General features: G+C 73.1%; 16 protein-coding genes. 6 read left to right on the forward strand and 10 right to left on the reverse strand.

Annotated features, from left to right (window positions below; all coding sequences use genetic code 11):
- Positions 1-132 precede the first annotated feature (132 nt).
- The 3 genes from ACL02R_RS19565 to ACL02R_RS19575 form a co-directional block, all read right to left on the reverse strand.
- On the reverse strand, positions 133-825 hold the full coding sequence (locus ACL02R_RS19565; protein ID WP_412798237.1) for a CBS domain-containing protein: 693 nt from the start codon (positions 823-825) through the stop codon (positions 133-135).
- Between the two features lie 172 nt (positions 826-997).
- Entirely contained in the window at positions 998-1,888 is an 891-nt protein-coding gene (locus ACL02R_RS19570; RefSeq protein ID WP_412798238.1) for a universal stress protein, read from the reverse strand.
- A gap of 132 nt (positions 1,889-2,020) precedes the next feature.
- Positions 2,021-2,650, reverse strand: coding sequence for a hypothetical protein (locus tag ACL02R_RS19575; protein WP_412798239.1), 630 nt, complete (start codon positions 2,648-2,650; stop codon positions 2,021-2,023).
- A gap of 842 nt (positions 2,651-3,492) precedes the next feature.
- Between ACL02R_RS19575 and ACL02R_RS19580 the strand changes: the two genes are divergently transcribed.
- The gene (locus ACL02R_RS19580) at positions 3,493-4,056 is read left to right on the forward strand and encodes an RICIN domain-containing protein (protein WP_412798240.1); all 564 of its coding nucleotides are present in this window, start codon (positions 3,493-3,495) and stop codon (positions 4,054-4,056) included.
- 551 nt (positions 4,057-4,607) lie between these two features.
- Here ACL02R_RS19580 and ACL02R_RS19585 read toward each other — a convergent pair.
- The 6 genes from ACL02R_RS19585 to ACL02R_RS19610 are packed head-to-tail and all read right to left on the reverse strand — an operon-like array spanning position 4,608 to position 10,216.
- Entirely contained in the window at positions 4,608-5,588 is a 981-nt protein-coding gene (locus ACL02R_RS19585; RefSeq protein WP_412798241.1) for a sugar kinase, read from the reverse strand.
- A complete protein-coding gene (locus ACL02R_RS19590) occupies positions 5,585-6,247 on the reverse strand; it encodes a bifunctional 4-hydroxy-2-oxoglutarate aldolase/2-dehydro-3-deoxy-phosphogluconate aldolase (protein WP_412798242.1) in 663 nt (220 codons plus the stop codon). Before ACL02R_RS19590 ends, ACL02R_RS19585 begins: the two co-directional genes overlap by 4 nt.
- Positions 6,244-7,086, reverse strand: a complete 843-nt coding sequence (locus ACL02R_RS19595) for a carbohydrate ABC transporter permease (RefSeq protein WP_412798243.1) — start codon at positions 7,084-7,086, stop codon at positions 6,244-6,246. The genes ACL02R_RS19590 and ACL02R_RS19595 overlap by 4 nt, the downstream gene beginning before the upstream one ends.
- A gap of 27 nt (positions 7,087-7,113) precedes the next feature.
- Complete coding sequence (locus ACL02R_RS19600; RefSeq protein ID WP_412798244.1) at positions 7,114-8,085, reverse strand: carbohydrate ABC transporter permease; 972 nt, start codon at positions 8,083-8,085, stop codon at positions 7,114-7,116.
- Positions 8,085-9,380 (reverse strand): ABC transporter substrate-binding protein, encoded by a 1,296-nt coding sequence (locus ACL02R_RS19605; RefSeq protein ID WP_412798245.1) that lies wholly within the window; start codon positions 9,378-9,380, stop codon positions 8,085-8,087. The genes ACL02R_RS19600 and ACL02R_RS19605 overlap by 1 nt, the downstream gene beginning before the upstream one ends.
- Positions 9,380-10,216, reverse strand: a complete 837-nt coding sequence (locus tag ACL02R_RS19610; protein WP_412798246.1) for an IclR family transcriptional regulator — start codon at positions 10,214-10,216, stop codon at positions 9,380-9,382. Before ACL02R_RS19610 ends, ACL02R_RS19605 begins: the two co-directional genes overlap by 1 nt.
- 99 nt (positions 10,217-10,315) lie before the next feature.
- Here ACL02R_RS19610 and ACL02R_RS19615 point away from each other — a divergent pair, with 99 nt between their 5' ends.
- Together ACL02R_RS19615 and ACL02R_RS19620 are read left to right on the forward strand one after the other, a co-directional pair.
- Positions 10,316-11,476, forward strand: coding sequence for a mandelate racemase/muconate lactonizing enzyme family protein (locus tag ACL02R_RS19615; protein ID WP_412798247.1), 1,161 nt, complete (start codon positions 10,316-10,318; stop codon positions 11,474-11,476).
- 5 nt (positions 11,477-11,481) lie between these two features.
- Positions 11,482-12,375 (forward strand): dihydrodipicolinate synthase family protein, encoded by an 894-nt coding sequence (locus ACL02R_RS19620; RefSeq protein ID WP_412798248.1) that lies wholly within the window; start codon positions 11,482-11,484, stop codon positions 12,373-12,375.
- Between the two features lie 259 nt (positions 12,376-12,634).
- Here the strand turns inward: ACL02R_RS19620 and ACL02R_RS19625 are convergent, their stop codons facing one another.
- Positions 12,635-13,654: a LacI family DNA-binding transcriptional regulator gene (locus tag ACL02R_RS19625; protein WP_412798249.1), complete on the reverse strand. Its 1,020-nt coding sequence runs from the start codon at positions 13,652-13,654 to the stop codon at positions 12,635-12,637.
- Positions 13,655-13,837: 183 nt separating this feature from the next.
- Here ACL02R_RS19625 and ACL02R_RS19630 point away from each other — a divergent pair, with 183 nt between their 5' ends.
- The 3 genes from ACL02R_RS19630 to ACL02R_RS19640 form a co-directional block, all read left to right on the forward strand.
- Positions 13,838-14,758, forward strand: a complete 921-nt coding sequence (locus tag ACL02R_RS19630) for a carbohydrate ABC transporter permease (protein ID WP_412798250.1) — start codon at positions 13,838-13,840, stop codon at positions 14,756-14,758.
- Between the two features lie 7 nt (positions 14,759-14,765).
- Positions 14,766-15,716: a carbohydrate ABC transporter permease gene (locus ACL02R_RS19635; protein ID WP_412798251.1), complete on the forward strand. Its 951-nt coding sequence runs from the start codon at positions 14,766-14,768 to the stop codon at positions 15,714-15,716.
- A 93-nt stretch (positions 15,717-15,809) separates the two neighbouring features.
- On the forward strand, positions 15,810-17,135 hold a 1,326-nt coding region (locus ACL02R_RS19640), incomplete at its 3' end, for an ABC transporter substrate-binding protein (protein WP_412798252.1).

The raw sequence follows: 17,135 nt of genomic DNA on the forward strand, positions 1-17,135 counted from the left end.
CCTGTTCCACCTGTGCGTGTGCTGCTCGCTCTCCATGCCTGTCCGGCACGGCCGCCGCGAGCAGGGCCCGGCAGCACCGGCGGGTGGCCCGTCCGGCCCCGGAGCGACGGGGCCGGGCGGTCCGCCCCCTCGCTATACGCGCGGCTCCTGCCCGCCCGGCCGGGAGCGGACGTCGTCGCGCCGGACGCCGAGCCTGTCCACGACCGCGACCACGCCGTCCACCCGGCGCGTCACGGAGACGGCGATCTTCACGTCGCTCCTGCGCTCCACGTGGCCGGACAGCGTGACCACGCCGTCGGCCACCGAGACCTCGATGGTCCCCGGCGCCGGGCGCAGCGCCCGTACGAGCACCTCGTCGATCACGTCCCAGCGGATCTCCCGGTCGGGCCGCAGGAAGACCCGGAGGAGGTCGCGGCGGGTGACGATGCCGACGAGCCGGTCCTCCTCGTCCAGGACGGGCAGCCGTTCCACCCGCCGGGCCGCCATGGTGCGGGCCGCCTCGGCGATGGTGTCGTCGGCGTGCACCGTCACGGGCGGGCCGGTCATCAGCTGCCCGGCGGTACGCGCCCGCGCCTTCGCGGCCTGCCCGCCGGTGCCGCGCCTCGGACGGGCCAGGCGGCGCGTCGGCACCTCCGCGGGCCGTGCCTGGCGGGCCATCAGGTCGGTCTCGGAGACGACCCCGAGGACCTTGTCGTCCTCGTCCACGACGGGCAGGCCGCTGATGCGGTGGTCTGCCAGCAGCCGGGCCACCTCCTTGAACGGGGTGCCGTACTCGGCCCGGACGACCTCCGTGGTCATCACGGAGCCGACCTTGTCGTGCTTCATGGGGGGTTCCTTCCTCAGCGTGGTCGGCGCTGACGCGGGTCACGGGTCCGGCGCGGGGCCTCCCGGGCGGGCGGCGCGCGCGCCCGGGGGCGAGGGGCGGACTCGGCACGGGGGCGTTCGGGTGTCGGTGCGATCCGGTCCGACGGCCGACGCCCCTCCTCCGTCGTACGCGTCAGTCGTGCGCCACGACGGCCACGGGGGCCGTGGCGTGGTGCAGGACGCTGTGCGTGACCGGGCCGATGTGCACGCCGAACGGGCTTCGGCGGACCCGGCGGCCGACGACGAGCAGGGACGCCTCACGGGACGCGTTCACCAGGTGGTCGGCCACGCTGCCGTTGCGGGACCGCTCGGTCACCTCGACGGTCGGGAACCGCCGCCGCCACGGGCGCAGTGCCTCGGCGAGGGTCTCGGCCCGTTCTTTGGACAGGTCGTCCAGGAGCCCGGGGTCCGCCGCGAGTGCGTACGCGGAGGAGGGCGGCGGGTTCCAGCCGTGGACGACCGTCAGGCCGGTCTCGCGCCGGAGCGCGGCGTCGAAGGCGAACTCGATCACGGCGCCGTGCGGGCTGCCGGTGTCGAGGCCGAGGACCACGGGCCGGACGGGCGTGCCCGCGGGGGACCCCGTGTGTGCGGCGGGGGCCCGCTCCCCCGCGCGGACCAGGACCACGGGCTGTTCGCTCCGGGCGACGACCGCCTGGCCGACGGAGCCCAGCAGGAAGCCACCGACGCCGCTCAGGCCCCGGGAGCCGAGGACGATCAGTCCCGAGTCCCGCGCCGCACCGGACAGCACCTCGTGGGGCAGGCCGTCCAGCTGTTCCACGGTCACGTCCACGCCGGGGTGGCGCAGGCGGAGGCGGTCGGCGGCCTCCCGCGGGATGCGTTCCGACCAGGCGTGCTGCGTCTCGGCACCGGCGGTCGGCGCCTGGACCAGGAAATCGGAGACGGGCTCCCGGGCGTGGACGAGCCGCAGCGGCAGGCCGCGCAACTCCGCCTCGCGGGCCGCCCACTCGGCGGCTGCCAGGCTCTCGGCCGATCCGTCCAGACCCGCGACTACCGTGCTGACCATGATCCCGCCTCCAGTGCGGTGAGGTGATGCGGCCTTGCGGCCCGAGGGGTTCGTGACGCGGGGCCGGACGGCCCCGTGCGCTGTCCGGCGGACGCGGCGGACCCGTTGGGCGGGCCGCCGCGCGCGCCCCGGTCAGCGCAGCCAGGCATGGTCCCGGACGACGGGCAGCCGCGCCCAGACCCTGCCCAGGCCCCAGGTGGCGCCGGCCCCTGCCACGGCAAGGGCGATCAGGGCCACCGCGTAGATCACGTGGTAGTCGACGAACGGGTTCGTCGACATGCTCGGCGTACCGTCCGACAGGTGCTGCGCCGGGGGCCATTCGGCGATCCACATCAGCGCCATCATCGCGGTGCCCGCCAGCGCGGCCGGTCGCAGGGCGACGCCGGCCATGACGGCGATCCCGACGCCGAGCAGGCCGAGCATGAACATCCAGTCGGCCCAGGCGGCCCCGGCCCAGTCGTGGAACGTGGACTCCATCGGCCCGACGGCCACGCCGCTGAGGAACCCCCCGGTCGGCGAGCCTCCGTCGACCCAGCCGCTGCCGGAGGGCGTGGCGTAGCCGAGGCCGAACGCCTTGTCCAGGAAGGCCCACAGGAAGACGAAGCCGGTCAGCAGCCGCAGCGACGCGAAGGCGCGGGCGCGGGCGGTGTGCGTGTCGGCGAGTGCCGACGCCGTGTCTCCGGACGCCGGGGTGGTCCGGTCCCCGCGCGACGAGAGCGGGCGGAATCCTGAACTCCGGTGAGGGTGCTCGTGCACGGTCATGGTGGTGATCCCTTCGCGGTGGGCCCGGTCGGTAGCTGGCACCTCCTACTCTCGGCTCACGGAGCGCTCCGCGCCGGATGCCGAAGGTCCGCGGCCATGGGGCTGAACGGCCCTGATGTCAGGGCCCGTTGGGCGCCGACCACCCGGACGTGCGCCGGTGGGCGGGCGCGGCGTGACCGCGCAACGGGACCGCGGGGCACACGCGTCATCGGCCTCTCAGGCGGAAGAGGCGTCGTGTCAAGGGCCGTTGCGGCTGTCCGTGTCGTCATATGTGCGCGGATGTGCTCGATGCGGGCCGACGCGGGAGTCCGGTCCGGCCGTTCGTGCGGCGGTGCGGTATGAGCGGGCCGACCGGGCCGACCGGGCCGGTTCGTCGGCGACGCGCGGGGCGTTCCCGGCCATCCCGTGCGTGGACCGGTGGCCGCTGGAGGACGGTCCGGAGCACGTCGAACGCCGCGGCGGAGGTGCGGCTCGCCCGGCTCGGGTGTTCACGGCGCGCACCGGCTCCCGCTCCGTTCGCCCTCAGGGGTGACCCGGGCTGCCGGGTGGGTCACCCGCCCGTGCGAGCCCGGCCGCGCCTCTCCCTCTGCCGGTGCGGGTGGCCGGGGTCTGCCCACCGAAACGATTCCCCTCCCCTGCCTGCCCGTGCCGCGGAGCGGAGGGAGGGCGACGGAGGGCGGCTGAGCGGCCGGTCCGCCGCCCCGCACGCCTCACGAGGTGCCCGGTCGCGGCCGTCAAGCTGAGCGAGTGGCGTCGGCAGGTACGACCACGGTTCCCTCCTGGCCGCCTCCCGCCGGCGCCGCGAGACGTGACTGCCGGACAACCGTCAGCTAAGGAGAACGATGTTCACGTTCCGCCCCCACCGTGCCCTCACGGCGGCCGCAGCCGCGGTCACCCTCCTTTTCGCCACCTTCGGCGCGGGAAGCGCCTCCGCGGCCGACCGCACCGGCCAGGACCTGATCAACCGGACCGACGGGAGCCGCCTCGCGCTGTACGGCGACTCCACCGCGGAGGGCGCCACCGCGGTCTCCCTCCGCGACCCGGGATGGAAGCACAGGACCGAGGTCTGGGACGAGGTCGGCGGCCAGTGGGAGAACGGCCGCTACACGCTGACCTTCAAGAACCAGGCCGCCGGCAAGTGCCTCCAGCCGGCCGACGCGGAGCCCACCCGCGGCACCACGATCGTCGTACGGACCTGTGACGGGTCCGACCTCCAGCGCTGGGTCCTGCGTCCTGAGGGCGACAACACCTCCCGCTGGTGGATCTGGCAGCCCAAGGTCGACACCGGCCTCGCCATGACCCTCAACCGCTACAGCGACGGCAGCTGGAACAGCCTCTACCTGGACACCTCCTACCCGAGCGCCGACCGCCTCTGGCACCTGGCGGACGACAACACCAGCTGGTGAGGGCGACCGCGCCTCCCTCGCGACCGGACTGAGCGGAGGCGCGGACCGCTAGGGTCTGTCCGGCGGATCTTGTCGCGGCTCACGGCGTCGGATGCGGTGCATCGCAAGGCGCCGGATCGCAGCTCATACCTGGCCGTCTTCGCGTGATTCGGCAACGCAGCGAGGTGCCGTAGCCGGCGTCGTGAGACAGGCAAGATCCGCCGGACAGACCCTAGGTGTGCCGTTCGGCTCTTTCCTGGCGCCCTACGCGTGGCGATCCGGTGCCTTGCGAGGCACGGCGTCCGACGACGCGGGCTGATCCGCCAAGACCCGAACGACACGACCTGGTCCATCGGAGTCCCCGGCCGCGTGGCCGGGGACTCCGTGCCCCTGCGCGTCCACGTCCGGACGTGCCGTCAACGCGTGGCTCGGCACAACTCCTCGACCGACCGTGCCGACATGAGTCCGGTCCAGCGGCTCGGCCGTCGGGCCGGTAGGCGCGAACGGTCGTGCCCCGGGCGGACGTCCCGGCCGAGACGACCGGCCGCAGCGGGGTGACGTCCTGGCGACGCCTACACGGACAGGCCGAGTGCCCCGGTGAGGAGGCGGTGGGCCGTGGTCCGGTCGGGGAGGCCGTCGGTGTCGCCGGGGTGGGCGACGACCCCGGCGGCGATCCGTGCGCCCAGGACGGCGGCGGCGTGCGGGCGGGCGCCCGCGAGGCGCCCGGCGAGGAACGCGCCGAGGAAGGCGTCGCCCGCGCCCACGGTGTCGACGGCCCGCGTGGGGTGCGCGGGGACGTGCCGCAGCCCTTCGTCCCACAGCCAGCAGCCGCGTTCCCCGCCTTTGAGCACTGTCTCGCCGACCCCGGCGGCACGCGCCGCGGCCAGCACCTCCGCGGGGTCGGTCGTGCCGAACAGCGGGCCTGACTCGTCGTCGCCGAGCACCAGGAGGTCCACGTGCGCGAGGAGCCGCCGCATCGTGGACAGCGCGTCGTCGATGCCGAGGGCCGGCCGCAGATTCACGTCGAGCACCACGGCCGTGCCCGCGTCCGCCGGCTCCCGGACCAGCCGTTCCAGCAGGCGGCGCGGGCCAGGGCCCAGGGCGGCGGTCAGTCCCGAGACCACCACGGAACGCGGGGGCTCCTGGGCGGCGAGGAGATCCGCGGCGGGAGTGTCGAGGGCCGACGCGGCGGAACCGGCGCGGTAGTAGGTCACCCGCCGTTCCCCGTCGGCCGGGGTCTCGCGGAGGAAGAGGCCCGTCGGACGGGCGGGGTCCTCGCGCAGCAGCGTGTCCTCGACCCGGAGGTCGCGCACGGCGCGGCGTACCCGGCGCCCGGGGGCGTCCGTCCCCACGGCGGAGAGGAACGCGGCGCGGCCGCCGAGCCGGGCGACGGCGGCGCACACGTTCAGCTCCGCCCCGGCGACCGACACCGACAGCGTGTCCGCCTGCTCGATCGGCGACGGCGGGGGCGCCTGGAGCAGGAGCATGGCTTCGCCGACACCGACGACGTCGAGGCGTGTGCCGAGTGGTGCGGGCGCGGGCGGCCAGGTCACCGTGCCTCCCCGGAGTGCTCCCGCGCGCCGGTGCGCCAGGCGGCGGTCAGTTCGGCGGCGCGTGCGCGCAGGCCGTCGAAGTCGCCGGCCGCCACGGCGGCCTGGGAGACGAGGGAACTCCCCACGCCGACCGCCCGGCAGCCCAGGGCGGCGTAGGCGCGGGCGGCGCGGGCGTCGACGCCGCCGGTCGGTACCAGGGGGATGTCGGGGAGCGGCGCCTGGAGGGCCTTGACGTACGCGGCTCCGCCGAGGGCGTCGGCGGGAAAGACCTTGACCGCTGCCGCGCCGAGCTGCCAGGCGGCGTCGATCTCGGTGGGTGTCAGGGCGCCGCAGAGCACGGGGACGTCCAGCTCGGCGGCGGTCGCGAGGACCGCGGGCGAGGTGGTCGGGGTGACGAGGAACTGCGCGCCGGCCCGCGCCGCGCGGCGCACGTCGTCGGCGGTGCGGACGGTGCCCGCGCCGACCGCGGCGGCCACGCCCGCCTCCCGCCACCGCGCGATGGCCGCCTCGGCGCCCGGGGTGGTGAGGGTGACCTCCAGCGCCGGGACCCCGGCGTCCACCAGCGCGGCGCAGACGTCGTCCGGCGGGGCGGTGCCGAGGCGGACGATGGCGACGACGCCCGCCGGGCCGGGCCGCGCGTTGTCGTGCCGCGCGGTCATCCCTTCACCGATCCCGTGGTCATGCCCTTGGTCAGGAACGGTTCGAGGAGCAGGAAGAGGAGGACCATCGGCAGCATCGAGACCAGGCCGGCGGCCATCAGGCCGGACCAGTCCACACTGAACTCGCCGATGAAGGAGGCGATGCCGACGGTGACGGTCCAGCCGTCGGGGTTGCCCATGAGCGTGCGGGCGAAGAGGAAGTCGCCCCAGGTGAGGATGGAGGCGTAGGTGAACGTCGCGGCGATGCCCGGTTTGAGCAGCGGGACGATCACGCGCCACAGGGCGCCCATCCGCCCGCAGCCGTCGATCATCGCGGCCTGCTCGATCTCGACCGGGACCGCGTCGACGAACCCCTTCATCAGCCAGGTCGTGAACGGGACGGTGGCCGCGGTGTTGACCAGGGTGACCGACCAGAGGTTGTTGACCATGCCGAAGTGGGCGAAGAGCACGAAGACCGGGATGATCAGCAGCGTGCCCGGCAGCATCCGGCTGAACAGCAGGGTGAAGCCCATCGCCTGCTGACCCTTGGTGCGGAAGCGGGAGAGGCTGTAGCCGCCCAGCGTGCTGACCACGGTCGAGATGACGGCGGCGCCGAGGGTGGTGATCGCCGAGTTCCGCAGCCAGTCCCAGAGGGGCACGTCGCGGAACACGGAGGTGTAGGCGTCGAGGGAGGTGGCGTCGGCGGGCGGGACGAGGGGCGGATCGGAGACCAGCAGACGTTCCGAGGGGACGATCGAGGTCATGATCATCCAGTAGATGGGGAACATCAGTACGGCGGTCACCGCGATCGCCAGGGCCAGCAGGGACCACCGGCGGGGGCGGGAGAGGGAGGTGGACATGGGGTGCTCCTGTGGTGACGGGCCGGTTCAGCCGAACTCGCGGCGCACGGACCGGCCCGCGGCCATCAGCAGGGCGCCGCAGATGGCCATGGTCACGATGCCGAGCGCGGCGGCGGTGCCCATCTCGAAGAACTGGAAGGCCTCGTTGTAGATCCGGATGGCGAGCGTCTGGGTGGCGTCGTTGGGTCCCCCGCCGGTGAGGGGGAAGATGAAGTCGAACTCGCGGAAGACGCCGATGCCGGTGATCACGATGGCGAGCGCGGAGGCCGTGCGGACCGCGGGCCAGGTGACGTGGGTGAACTGCCGCAGCGGCGACGCGCCGTCCACCCGTGCCGCTTCGTAGAGTTCGCCGGGCACGGACTGGAGCTGTGCCAGCAGGACGAGGACGAAGAAGGGGTAGTACTTCCAGATCGTCGGCAGGATCACGGCGACCATGGCGGTGTCGGGGTCGGCGAGCCAGGCGACGTTGCCGTCGATGAGGCCGGTCGAGCGCAGCAGGGAGTTCACGACGCCGTACGAGGCGTCGAGCATCCAGCTGAACGCGGCGCTCACCACCACGCCGGGCACCGCCCACGGCAGCAGGACCAGGGGCCGGATGATCCGGCGCCCGGGGAACGCCTTGTTGAGCAGGACGGCGAGGCCCAGGCCGATGGCGAAGGCGGGGACGACGACGCCGAGCGTGTAGACCATCGACCGCACGATGTCGTTCACCAGACCGGGGTCGGTGAGGACGTCGCCGTAGTTGTCGAAGGTGAGCGGGTTCTGCTCCAGGTTGAGCAGGTCGGATATCTGGCCGCCGCGGAGGCTGAGGTCGATCGCCACGTAGAGCGGGTAGGCCATCAGCAGGCCGACGACGGCGAGGGTCGGCGAGAGGGTCACGTACGCGAAGAGGCTGCGGCGCCGGTGCTCGCGCCGCAGTGCGGGCGAGGGCCGGGACGGCGGCCTGGTGCCTGGCTCGGCGGCGTCGTCGCGCAGGGTGGGCGGTGGTGTGGTCGTCATCAGGACTCCATGGCTTGCTCAAGCTCGTCCTGGAGGCGGGCTGCGATCGAGGTGGTCGGCTCGTCGGTGGTGATCAGGGACGTGGCGGCGGCCGACACGATGTCGCTGATGCGGCCGAACTGCTCCCGGTGGGCCTGGTCGCCCGGGAAGATCGACACGGCCTCGTCGGCGAGCTGCTGGAAGAGGGCGAGCTGCGGGGTCTCGGCGACGGCCCGGTCGGTGACCGAGCCGGCCCGTGGGGCGGGGTTCGCGGTCAGCTCGGTGTAGCGGCTCTGCCAGCGGGGGCTGGCGGCCAGTGCGATGAAGTCCCAGGTGGCGTCCGCCTTGCGGGGGTCGATGCCCGCGGGCATGTGGATGCTGTTCGAGACGCCGCCGGGTACCTGGGGGAACGGGGCACGCGCGACCTGGAGCGCGGGACGGACCGCGTCGGACGCGCTGGCAAGCTCGCCCAGGAAGAACGGGCCGTCCAGGAGCATCGCGACCTTCCCGGTGAGGAACAGTTCGTTGCGCTGCTGGGACTGGATGCCGCGCGGTGCCTGGGCGAGCGCCCGGCGGTAGAGGTCGAGACCGGCGATCGTCGCGTCGCTGTCCGCGGTGAAGCCGCCGTCGTCGGTGGACAGCGCGGCTCCGCTGCCGACGACGAAGGCGGCCAGCTCCGTGTAGTTGTCGGGGTTGGGCGCGGTCGTGGCGCCGAACCCGTAGATCCCGCCGCCGGTGATCGCCTCGGCGGCCCGGATCATCTCCTCGGCGGTGACCGGGACCGGGGCGCCGGCGGATTCGAGCAGCTGCTCGTTGTAGTAGAGGCTGTAGCCGTAGCCGAGCAGCAGGACGCCGTAGTCCTCGCCGTCGAGCGCCATCTCCTCCTGGAGCGGGGTCCAGGTGCGCGGGATGTCGGTGGACCGCATGCGGCCCTCCAGCGACGTGAGCCATCCGCGACCGGCGAACTCGGCGGCGTTCCGCGCCGGGAGGTGCACGATCTCGGGGCGGTCGTCGGCCGCGAACCGGATCGTGAGCTGGTCCACGTAGCTGTCGAACGGCAGTGAGTAGAAGTCCACCTTCACGTCCGGGCGTTTCCGTCCGAACTCGGCTATGAGTTCACGCCACCACAGCGCGAACGAGCCCTCGGCCGCCTGCCAGGAGGGGAACTCCAGCGTGATCCTCCCGTCCGCCGATCCGTCGCCGGAGCCGCAGCCGGAGAGTGCGGCGCCCGCGGCGGCGGCCAGGCCGAGCGAGAGCACCCGCCGCCGGGACGGTCTGAAGGACGGTGCCGGCACCGGGCCGGTGAGCGGCGCCATCAGTGCGCACCGCCCGGCGTACGGGGTGCGGCGACGGCCGGGCCGGGGAGGTGCGGGTGCACGGTGGGGCCGGTGTAGCCGAGCGCCGTGCTGATCTCGTCCGCGGTCTCGATCACCCGCCCGGACAGTTCGCCCTCGCGGCTGTCGAGGTCCATGGCGGACAGGGAGCCCGAGATCGAGATGGCCGCGGCGATGCCCCCGGTGGTGTCGCGGATCGGCGCGGCCACGCAGGCGCGGCCCAGGGCGAGTTCCTCGACCTCCGTGGCGTAGCCGCGTCCGAGGACGGACTCGACCTGCGCGTCGAGTTCCTCGTGGGTGCCGATGGTCCGGCCGGTGAACCTGGGCAGGTCGGGCAGCATGGCGCGCCGCTGGTCCGGGGTGGTCCCCGCGAGGAGGCACTTGCCCATGCCGGTGGCGTGCAGGGCGTTGCGCTGCCCGGCCAGCGTCATGGACTTCGGCGCGAGCGCCCCCTCGAAGTTGGCGAGGTAGAAGACGGTGCCGCGGTGGAGGACGGACACGTTGACGCCGAGCCCCAGCAGCGCGGCGGCCTCCTGGGCGTGCTGCCGGGCGGCGCGGTGGACCGGATGCTGGTTGAGCGCGGACCCGGCCAGGGTGATCAGCCCGGTCCCGAGCCGGTAGAGACCGGACTCCGCGTCCCGTTCCACGTACTCAAGGGCTTCGAGCGTCGCCAGCATGCGCGACGTCGTGGACTGGCCGAGTCCGGCGCGGGAGGCGACGTCGGCGCCCCGGAGGGGCCGTCCGTCGTGGAACGCCGCGAGGACGGCAGCGGCGCGCTCCACGCTCTGGTTCGTACTGGTGCCCTGCTCAGCTCCCATGGACAGCTCTCCCGCATCCGAAACACTTGCGTTACGCAACGGATACTGCATTAGAGTATCCGCTCAGCGCAAGACCCCAACCGAAGAATGGATGCACAGATGCAGATCGCCTCGGTCGAGACGTTCGTCCTCAAGGTCTTCCACGAGGAGCCCTACCTCGGCGTCCTGCCGGACGGCAGCGAGGTACCGGCGGGCTACCAGGTGCGGGCGCCGTGGCGCAGCCTGTACTCGCGCCGGTTCGAGACCCTCCTCGTCAAGGTGACCGCCGAGGACGGCACGGCGGGCTGGGGCGAGGCGCTGGCGCCGGTCGCCCCCGAGGTGCCCGCGGGCATCGTCGATCTGCTGCTCGCGCCCGTCCTGCTGGGGCAGGACGCGCTCGCGCCCCGGCCCGCCTGGGTGAGGCTGCGGGACCTGATGCGCGAGCGCGGGCATCTGGTGGGCCATCAGGCCGACGCGCTGGCGGCCGTGGACATCGCGCTGTGGGACCTGGCCGGGCGGCTGCGCGGCGCCCCCGTCGCCGCCTTGCTCGGCGGGGCGTTCCGCGACCGGCTGCCGACGTACGTCTCCGGGCTGCCCCGTGCCACCGACGGGGAACGGGCCGAGCTCGCCGCCGACTGGGCCGCCCGGGGCGCCGGGGCCGTCAAGCTGCACCTCGGCCACGGCGTGGACGCCGACCTGGCCACGGTGGACGCCGTCCGCGCCGCCGCGCCGGATCTGCGGATCGCCGTGGACGCGCACTGGGCCTACGGTCCCGCCGAGGCCCGGCGGCTCGCCGCCGGTCTCGCCGACCGCGGCGGCTGGTTCCTGGAGGCGCCGCTGGCCCCCGAGGACGAGGACGGCCACCGCCGGCTCGTCGCGCGAGCGGCGGTGCCCGTGGCGGTGGGCGAGACCCTGCGCAACCGGTACGAGTTCGCCCGCTGGCTGCACGGCCCCGCGCTGGAGATCGCCCAGCCGGACGTGGCGCGCACCGGCATCACCGAGGCGATGGCCATCGCCGAACTGTGCGCGGCGGCCCACGTCCCGGTGGCGCCGCACCACTCCGTCGGGCTCGGTGTCGCCCTCGCCGCCGGACTGCACCTGGCGGCGGCGGTCGAGGACCTGGCGGTCTTCGAGTACCAGCCGACGTCGACCGAGGTCGGACAGCGCGTGCTGAGCACCCCGCTCACGGTCCACCCCGACCACTTCCCCCTCCCCGCCGGGCCCGGTCTCGGCATCGACATCGACGAGCGGGTCGTCCGCGACCTCGCCGGAAAGGACTGATCCCCATGTCCCTCGTCCAAGGGCTCGTGCCGATCCTGGCGACCCCCTTCGCACCTGACGGCTCCCTCGACCTGCCCTCGCTGCGCCGCGTGGTGGAGTTCAACCTCGCCAGCGGCGTCGACGGGGTGGCCGTCTCCGGCATGGCGAGCGAGACGTTCGCGCTCACCGCCGAGGAGCGGGCACGCGTACTGCGCGAGGTCGTGGACGTCGCGGCGGGCGCCGTCCCGGTGGTGGCCGGGGTCAACGCGACCTCGACGGTCACCGCCGTCGAGCAGGCCGGGGCGGCCGCGGCGGACGGCGCGGCCGCCCTCATGGTGCTGCCGCCGTACATGGTCAAGCCCACTCCGGCGCAGGTCGCCGACTTCTACGCGGACGTCGCGGCCGCCACGGACTGCGAGGTGATGGTCCAGGACGCCCCCGGGGTCACCGGTGTGGCCATGACGCCCGCGACGCTGGCCGCGCTCGGCAGGCTGCCGGGCGTCACCTCCGTCAAGGTGGAGGCGCCGCCGACACCGGCCAAGGTGACCGCCGTCCGCGACGCGGCGGACGAGGACTTCGCGGTGCTGGGCGGGCTCAACGCGCAGTTCTGCCTTGACGAGTACGCCCGCGGCGCCATCGGCACCATGCCGGCCTGCGAGTTCCCCGACCTGCTGCGCCCCGTGCTCGACGACTGGAACGCCGGACGCCGCGCGGAGGCACGGGAGGGCTTCGCCCGGCTGCTGCCCCTGATACTGCACGGACTCCAGCAGGGCTGGGCCTGGGCGATACACAAGGAGGTGCTCGTCGCCAGGAAACTCATCGCCGACGCGACCGTCAGGGCCCCCGCACGCCCACTCGACACCCCGACCCGCACGGCACTCCACGAGATCCTGACCCCCCTGGGCATCACCCCCAGCTGAGCCCCGTTCCCTCCCCACCACCCCCGGCCCCACCGGGTGTCCGGGCCTGGCCGCCCGACCGGGCGGCCAGGCGAGGAACCGGACTCCGGGCCGGCCGTCCCCTTCCACCGGAGCGACCGACCCCATCGTGAACGGGGGAGCAGCAGCGGTCGCCGCAGACGGCGACGTCCGGGTCCGCGTACCGGCCGTCGGCGACGGGGTCGCCGGACTCGGCGGCCGGTCGGACGTCATCCGGACGCCGCCGCCTCCCGCCGTCCGCTCACGTCAGCCGCGGCGGCGCGGCCGTGCTGTCCCTGACGACCAGTCGGGTGGGCACCAGCGTCGTGCCCCGTTCCGCCGACTCCGTGCGGATCTGCCGCAGCACGCCCTCCACGCACAGCCGCCCGACCGCCGCGAAGTCCTGGTGGATGGTGGTCAGCGGCGGGACGAACGAGGCCGCCTCGGGGATGTCGTCGAAGCCGACCACGCTCACCTCGTCCGGCACCGACCTGCCCTTCTCGCGGAGCGCCCGCAGGAGTCCGAGCGCCATCTGGTCGTTCGCGGCGAACACCGCCGTGCACGCCGGGTCCCCGGCCAGCAGCAGCCCGGCGCGGTACCCGGACTCCGCCGACCAGTCGCCGCGCACCGGCGGCGGCACCTCGCGCCCCGCCGCCGCCAGCGTCGCCCGCCACGCGTCGGCCCGGCGCTGGGCGGCGAACGACTCCTCGGGTCCCGCCAGGTGCCACACCGTCCGGTGCCCCAGGCCCAGCAGGTGGCGCACCGCCTCCCGCGTCCCCATCGCCTGGTCGGTGTCCACGACGCTGTAGCGGTCGCCGGCGTCCGAGTCGACGACTATCACCTGTGCGGCGGGCGGCAGCGAGACCGTCGCCGCGTCGAGCAGGTGCACCTCCATGATCGCGATGACGGCGTCCACGGCCAGTTCGCCGAGGCGGTGGAACGCGCCGCGCACCTCGTCGTGGGTCGGCACGGCCACCGGCAGCAGCGTGATCGCGTACCCCTCCTGGGCGGCCGAGGTGGCGATGGCTTCGAGGGTGCGTACGTTGCCCGTCGTGGACAGCGTGAACAGGATGACGCCGATGGTGCGGAACTCGCCGCGCTTCAGGGCGCGGGCGGCGCTGTTGGGCCGGTACCCCAGCTCCCGCATCGCCGCGAGGACCTGCTCCCGCGTCGCCTCGACGACACCGGGGTGGCCGTTCGAGACACGGGACACCGTCTGCGACGAGACGCCCGCCAGCCGGGCCACGTCCGCCATGGACACCCGGCGCTTCCTGCCCTGCATCGAGCATCCCCTCTGCTCTTGACGGTTGTCAGCAAGAAGTGTAAACATCTCGCGACATCGATGTTTACGTAAACATACCTCTCGGGCCACTCCGTCCCCGCGCGTCATGTTTACGCAAACATCGGCGCACCGGAACAACCACCAAGGCGGGTGACCGACCGCCGCGGAGAGCGAGGGAACCGTATGGCAGCGATGTCACCGCCCGTGGCAGCGGGGCGCCGGGCCGCACGCGGGAGGGCGCGCCGGCGCGCCTTGCTGGGCTGGGGCTTCATGGGCCCGTTCATGGCCGTCTTCGCGCTGGTCTTCCTCGCGCCGATCGCGTACTCGGTGTACCTGAGCCTGTACAAGGACCAGCTCGTCGGCGGTACCTCGTTCGTCGGCCTGGACAACTACCGGCAGGCGATGCAGGACTCCCAGTTCTGGGAGGCGCTCGGCCGGGTGACGCTGTTCCTGGCCGTCCAGGTGCCGGTCATGCTGTTCCTCGCGCTGCTGGTCGCCCTGGCCCTGGACTCGGGGCGGCTGTACGGGCGCAACTTCTTCCGCATCGCGATCTTCCTGCCGTACGCGGTGCCCGCCGTCGTCGCCACGCTCATGTGGGGCTTCATGTACGGCACCCGCTTCGGGCTGATCGCGAACATCAACGACGCCTTCAACACCTCCCTGCCGAACCCGCTTTCGTCCGACTGGATCCTCGCCTCCATCGGCAACATCGTGACCTGGGAGTTCGTCGGCTACAACATGCTGATCTTCTACTCCGCGCTGCGCGTCGTCCCCCACTCCCTCTACGAGGCGGCGGAGATCGACGGAGCGGGTCAGCTGCGCGTCATCACGTCGATCAAGCTGCCCGCCATCCGGGGCGCGCTGGTCATCGCGACGATCTTCTCGGTCATCGGGACCTTCCAGCTCTTCAACGAGCCGAGCATCCTCCAGAACCTGGCCCCCAACGTGATCACCACGGACTTCACGCCGAACCTCTTCACCTACTCGCTGTCCTTCTCCGGCCAGCAGCACAACTACGCGGCCACCGTCGCGATCGTCATGGGGCTCCTGACCATGGTCATCGCCTACGTCGTGCAGCTGCGCGGAATGCGAAAGGAAGGGTGACCACCGCATGAGCGCCCCCGCCACGCCCGCGCGCACGCCGTCCCCCAGGAGCGCCGTCCGGCTGCGCACCCAGCGCGCCCCGCGCCCCCGCGGCCGGGCCGCGTCAGGTGACCGCCGCCCCCGCCGGAGCGTGCTGCTCACCCTGCTGACCGGCCTCGTCCTCCTGTACGCCCTGGTGCCGCTCGTCTGGCTGTTCATCAACTCCACCAAGACGCAGGGCAGCCTCTTCGACTCGTTCGGGCTGTGGTTCAGCGGCGACTTCGCCTTCTTCGACAACATCGCCGACACCTTCACGTACGACGACGGGGTCTTCACCCGCTGGCTGCTGAACACGGTGCTGTACGTCGTCGCCGGCGCGGGCGGGGCGACGCTGCTGGCCGTCCTGGGCGGGTACGCGCTCGCCAAGTTCGACTTCCCCGGCAAGCGCGCCGTGTTCGCCGTCGTGATCGGCGCGGTCGCCGTCCCGGGCACGGCGCTGGCGGTGCCGACGTTCCTGATGTTCAGCGAGATGGGCCTGACCAACACCCCCTGGGCCGTGATCATCCCGTCGCTGATCTCGCCGTTCGGCCTCTACCTGATGTGGGTGTTCGCCACCGACGCGATCCCCACCGACCTGCTGGAAGCCGCCAGGATCGACGGCGCGGGCGAGCTGCGCACGTTCTTCCGGATCTGCCTGCCGCTGCTCGCGCCCGGCATCGTCACGGTGTCGCTGTTCACCATGGTCGCCACCTGGAACAACTACTTCCTGCCGCTGATCATGATCAAGGACCCGGACTGGTACCCGCTGCCCCTCGGGCTCAACTCCTGGAACGCGCAGGCGTCCACGGCGGGCGGCGAGGCCATCTTCAACCTGGTCATCACCGGCTCGCTGCTGACCATCGTGCCGCTGATCGCCGTGTTCCTGCTGCTCCAGCGGTACTGGCAGTCGGGGCTCGCCGCCGGAAGCGTCAAGGAGTGACCCCGGCCGCGCGCACCCCGCTCCTCCCCCTCCCCCGCTTCCCCTCCCTTTCCCAACCCTTGTCCCCTCTTTCGACGACGAAGTGAGACGACCATGATCACCACCAAGCGCGCGCGTCATCTGCTGCGCGGCACCGGTCTCGCCGGCGCGCTCGTCCTGGCCGTGTCGGCCTGCGGCGGCTCCGACGACGGCGGCTCGGACGAGGCCTCCTCCCCCGACGCCGTGCAGGCGGCCCTGGAGGAGGGCGGCGAGATAACGGTGTGGGCCTGGGAGCCCACCCTGCAACAGGTCGCCGACGACTTCATGGACGCCCACCCCAACGTGAAGGTCGACCTGGTCAACGCCGGTACGAGCGCCGATCAGTACACCGCGCTGACCAACGCCATGGAGGCCGGTGACGGCGTGCCGGACGTGGCGCAGATCGAGTACTACGCGCTGGGCCAGTACGCCATCTCCGACGGCCTCACCGACCTGTCCTCCTTCGGGGCCTCGGACCTGGAGGGCACCTACACGCCCGGCCCGTGGAGCGCCGTGCACGCCGGGACCGACGGGGTCTACGGCCTGCCGATGGACTCGGGCCCGATGGCGATGTTCTACAACGCGACCGTCTTCGACCGGCTCGGCGTCGAGGTGCCGACCACCTGGGACGCGTACGTGCAGGCGGCCCGCGACCTGCACGCGGCCGACCCGGACGTGTACATCGCCTCCGACACGGGCGACGCCGGGTTCACCACCAGCATGATCTGGCAGGCCGGCGGCCACCCGTTCAGCGTGGACGGCACCGAGGTCGGCGTGGACCTGGCCGACGAGGGCTCCGCGAAGTTCGCGGAGACCTGGCAGCAGCTCATCGACGAGGGGCTGGTCAGCGACATCGCCGGCTGGAGCGACGAGTGGTACCAGGGCCTGGGCGACGGCAGCATCGCGACGCTGAACGTGGGCGCCTGGATGCCCGCGAACTTCGAGTCCGGCGTGCCCGGCGCCTCGGGTGACTGGCGCGTCGCCCCGCTGCCGCAGTGGGAGGCGGGCGGCACCGTCAGCGCCGAGAACGGCGGCAGTGCCCTGACCGTCCCCGCCGCCGGTGCGAAGAAGGACCTGGCCTACGCCTTCGTCGAGTACGCCAACGCGGGTGACGGCGTGGCGACCCGGCTGTCCGCCGGCGCGTTCCCCGCGACGAGCGCGGACCTGGAGTCCGAGGAGTTCCTGAACACCGAGTTCCCGTACTTCGGCGGCCAGCAGGCCAACCGGATCTTCGCCGAGTCGGCCGCGAACGTCGCCAAGGGCTGGGACTACCTGCCCTTCCAGGTGTACGCGAACTCCATCTTCAACGACACGGTCGGCCAGGCGTACATCTCCGGCACCACCCTGTCCGAGGGCCTCGCCGACTGGCAGCAGCGGCTCCTCGACTACGGCCGCGACCAG

The sequence above is a fragment of the Streptomyces sp. MS19 genome, from assembly GCF_047200595.1.
Lineage (GTDB): Bacteria > Actinomycetota > Actinomycetes > Streptomycetales > Streptomycetaceae > Streptomyces.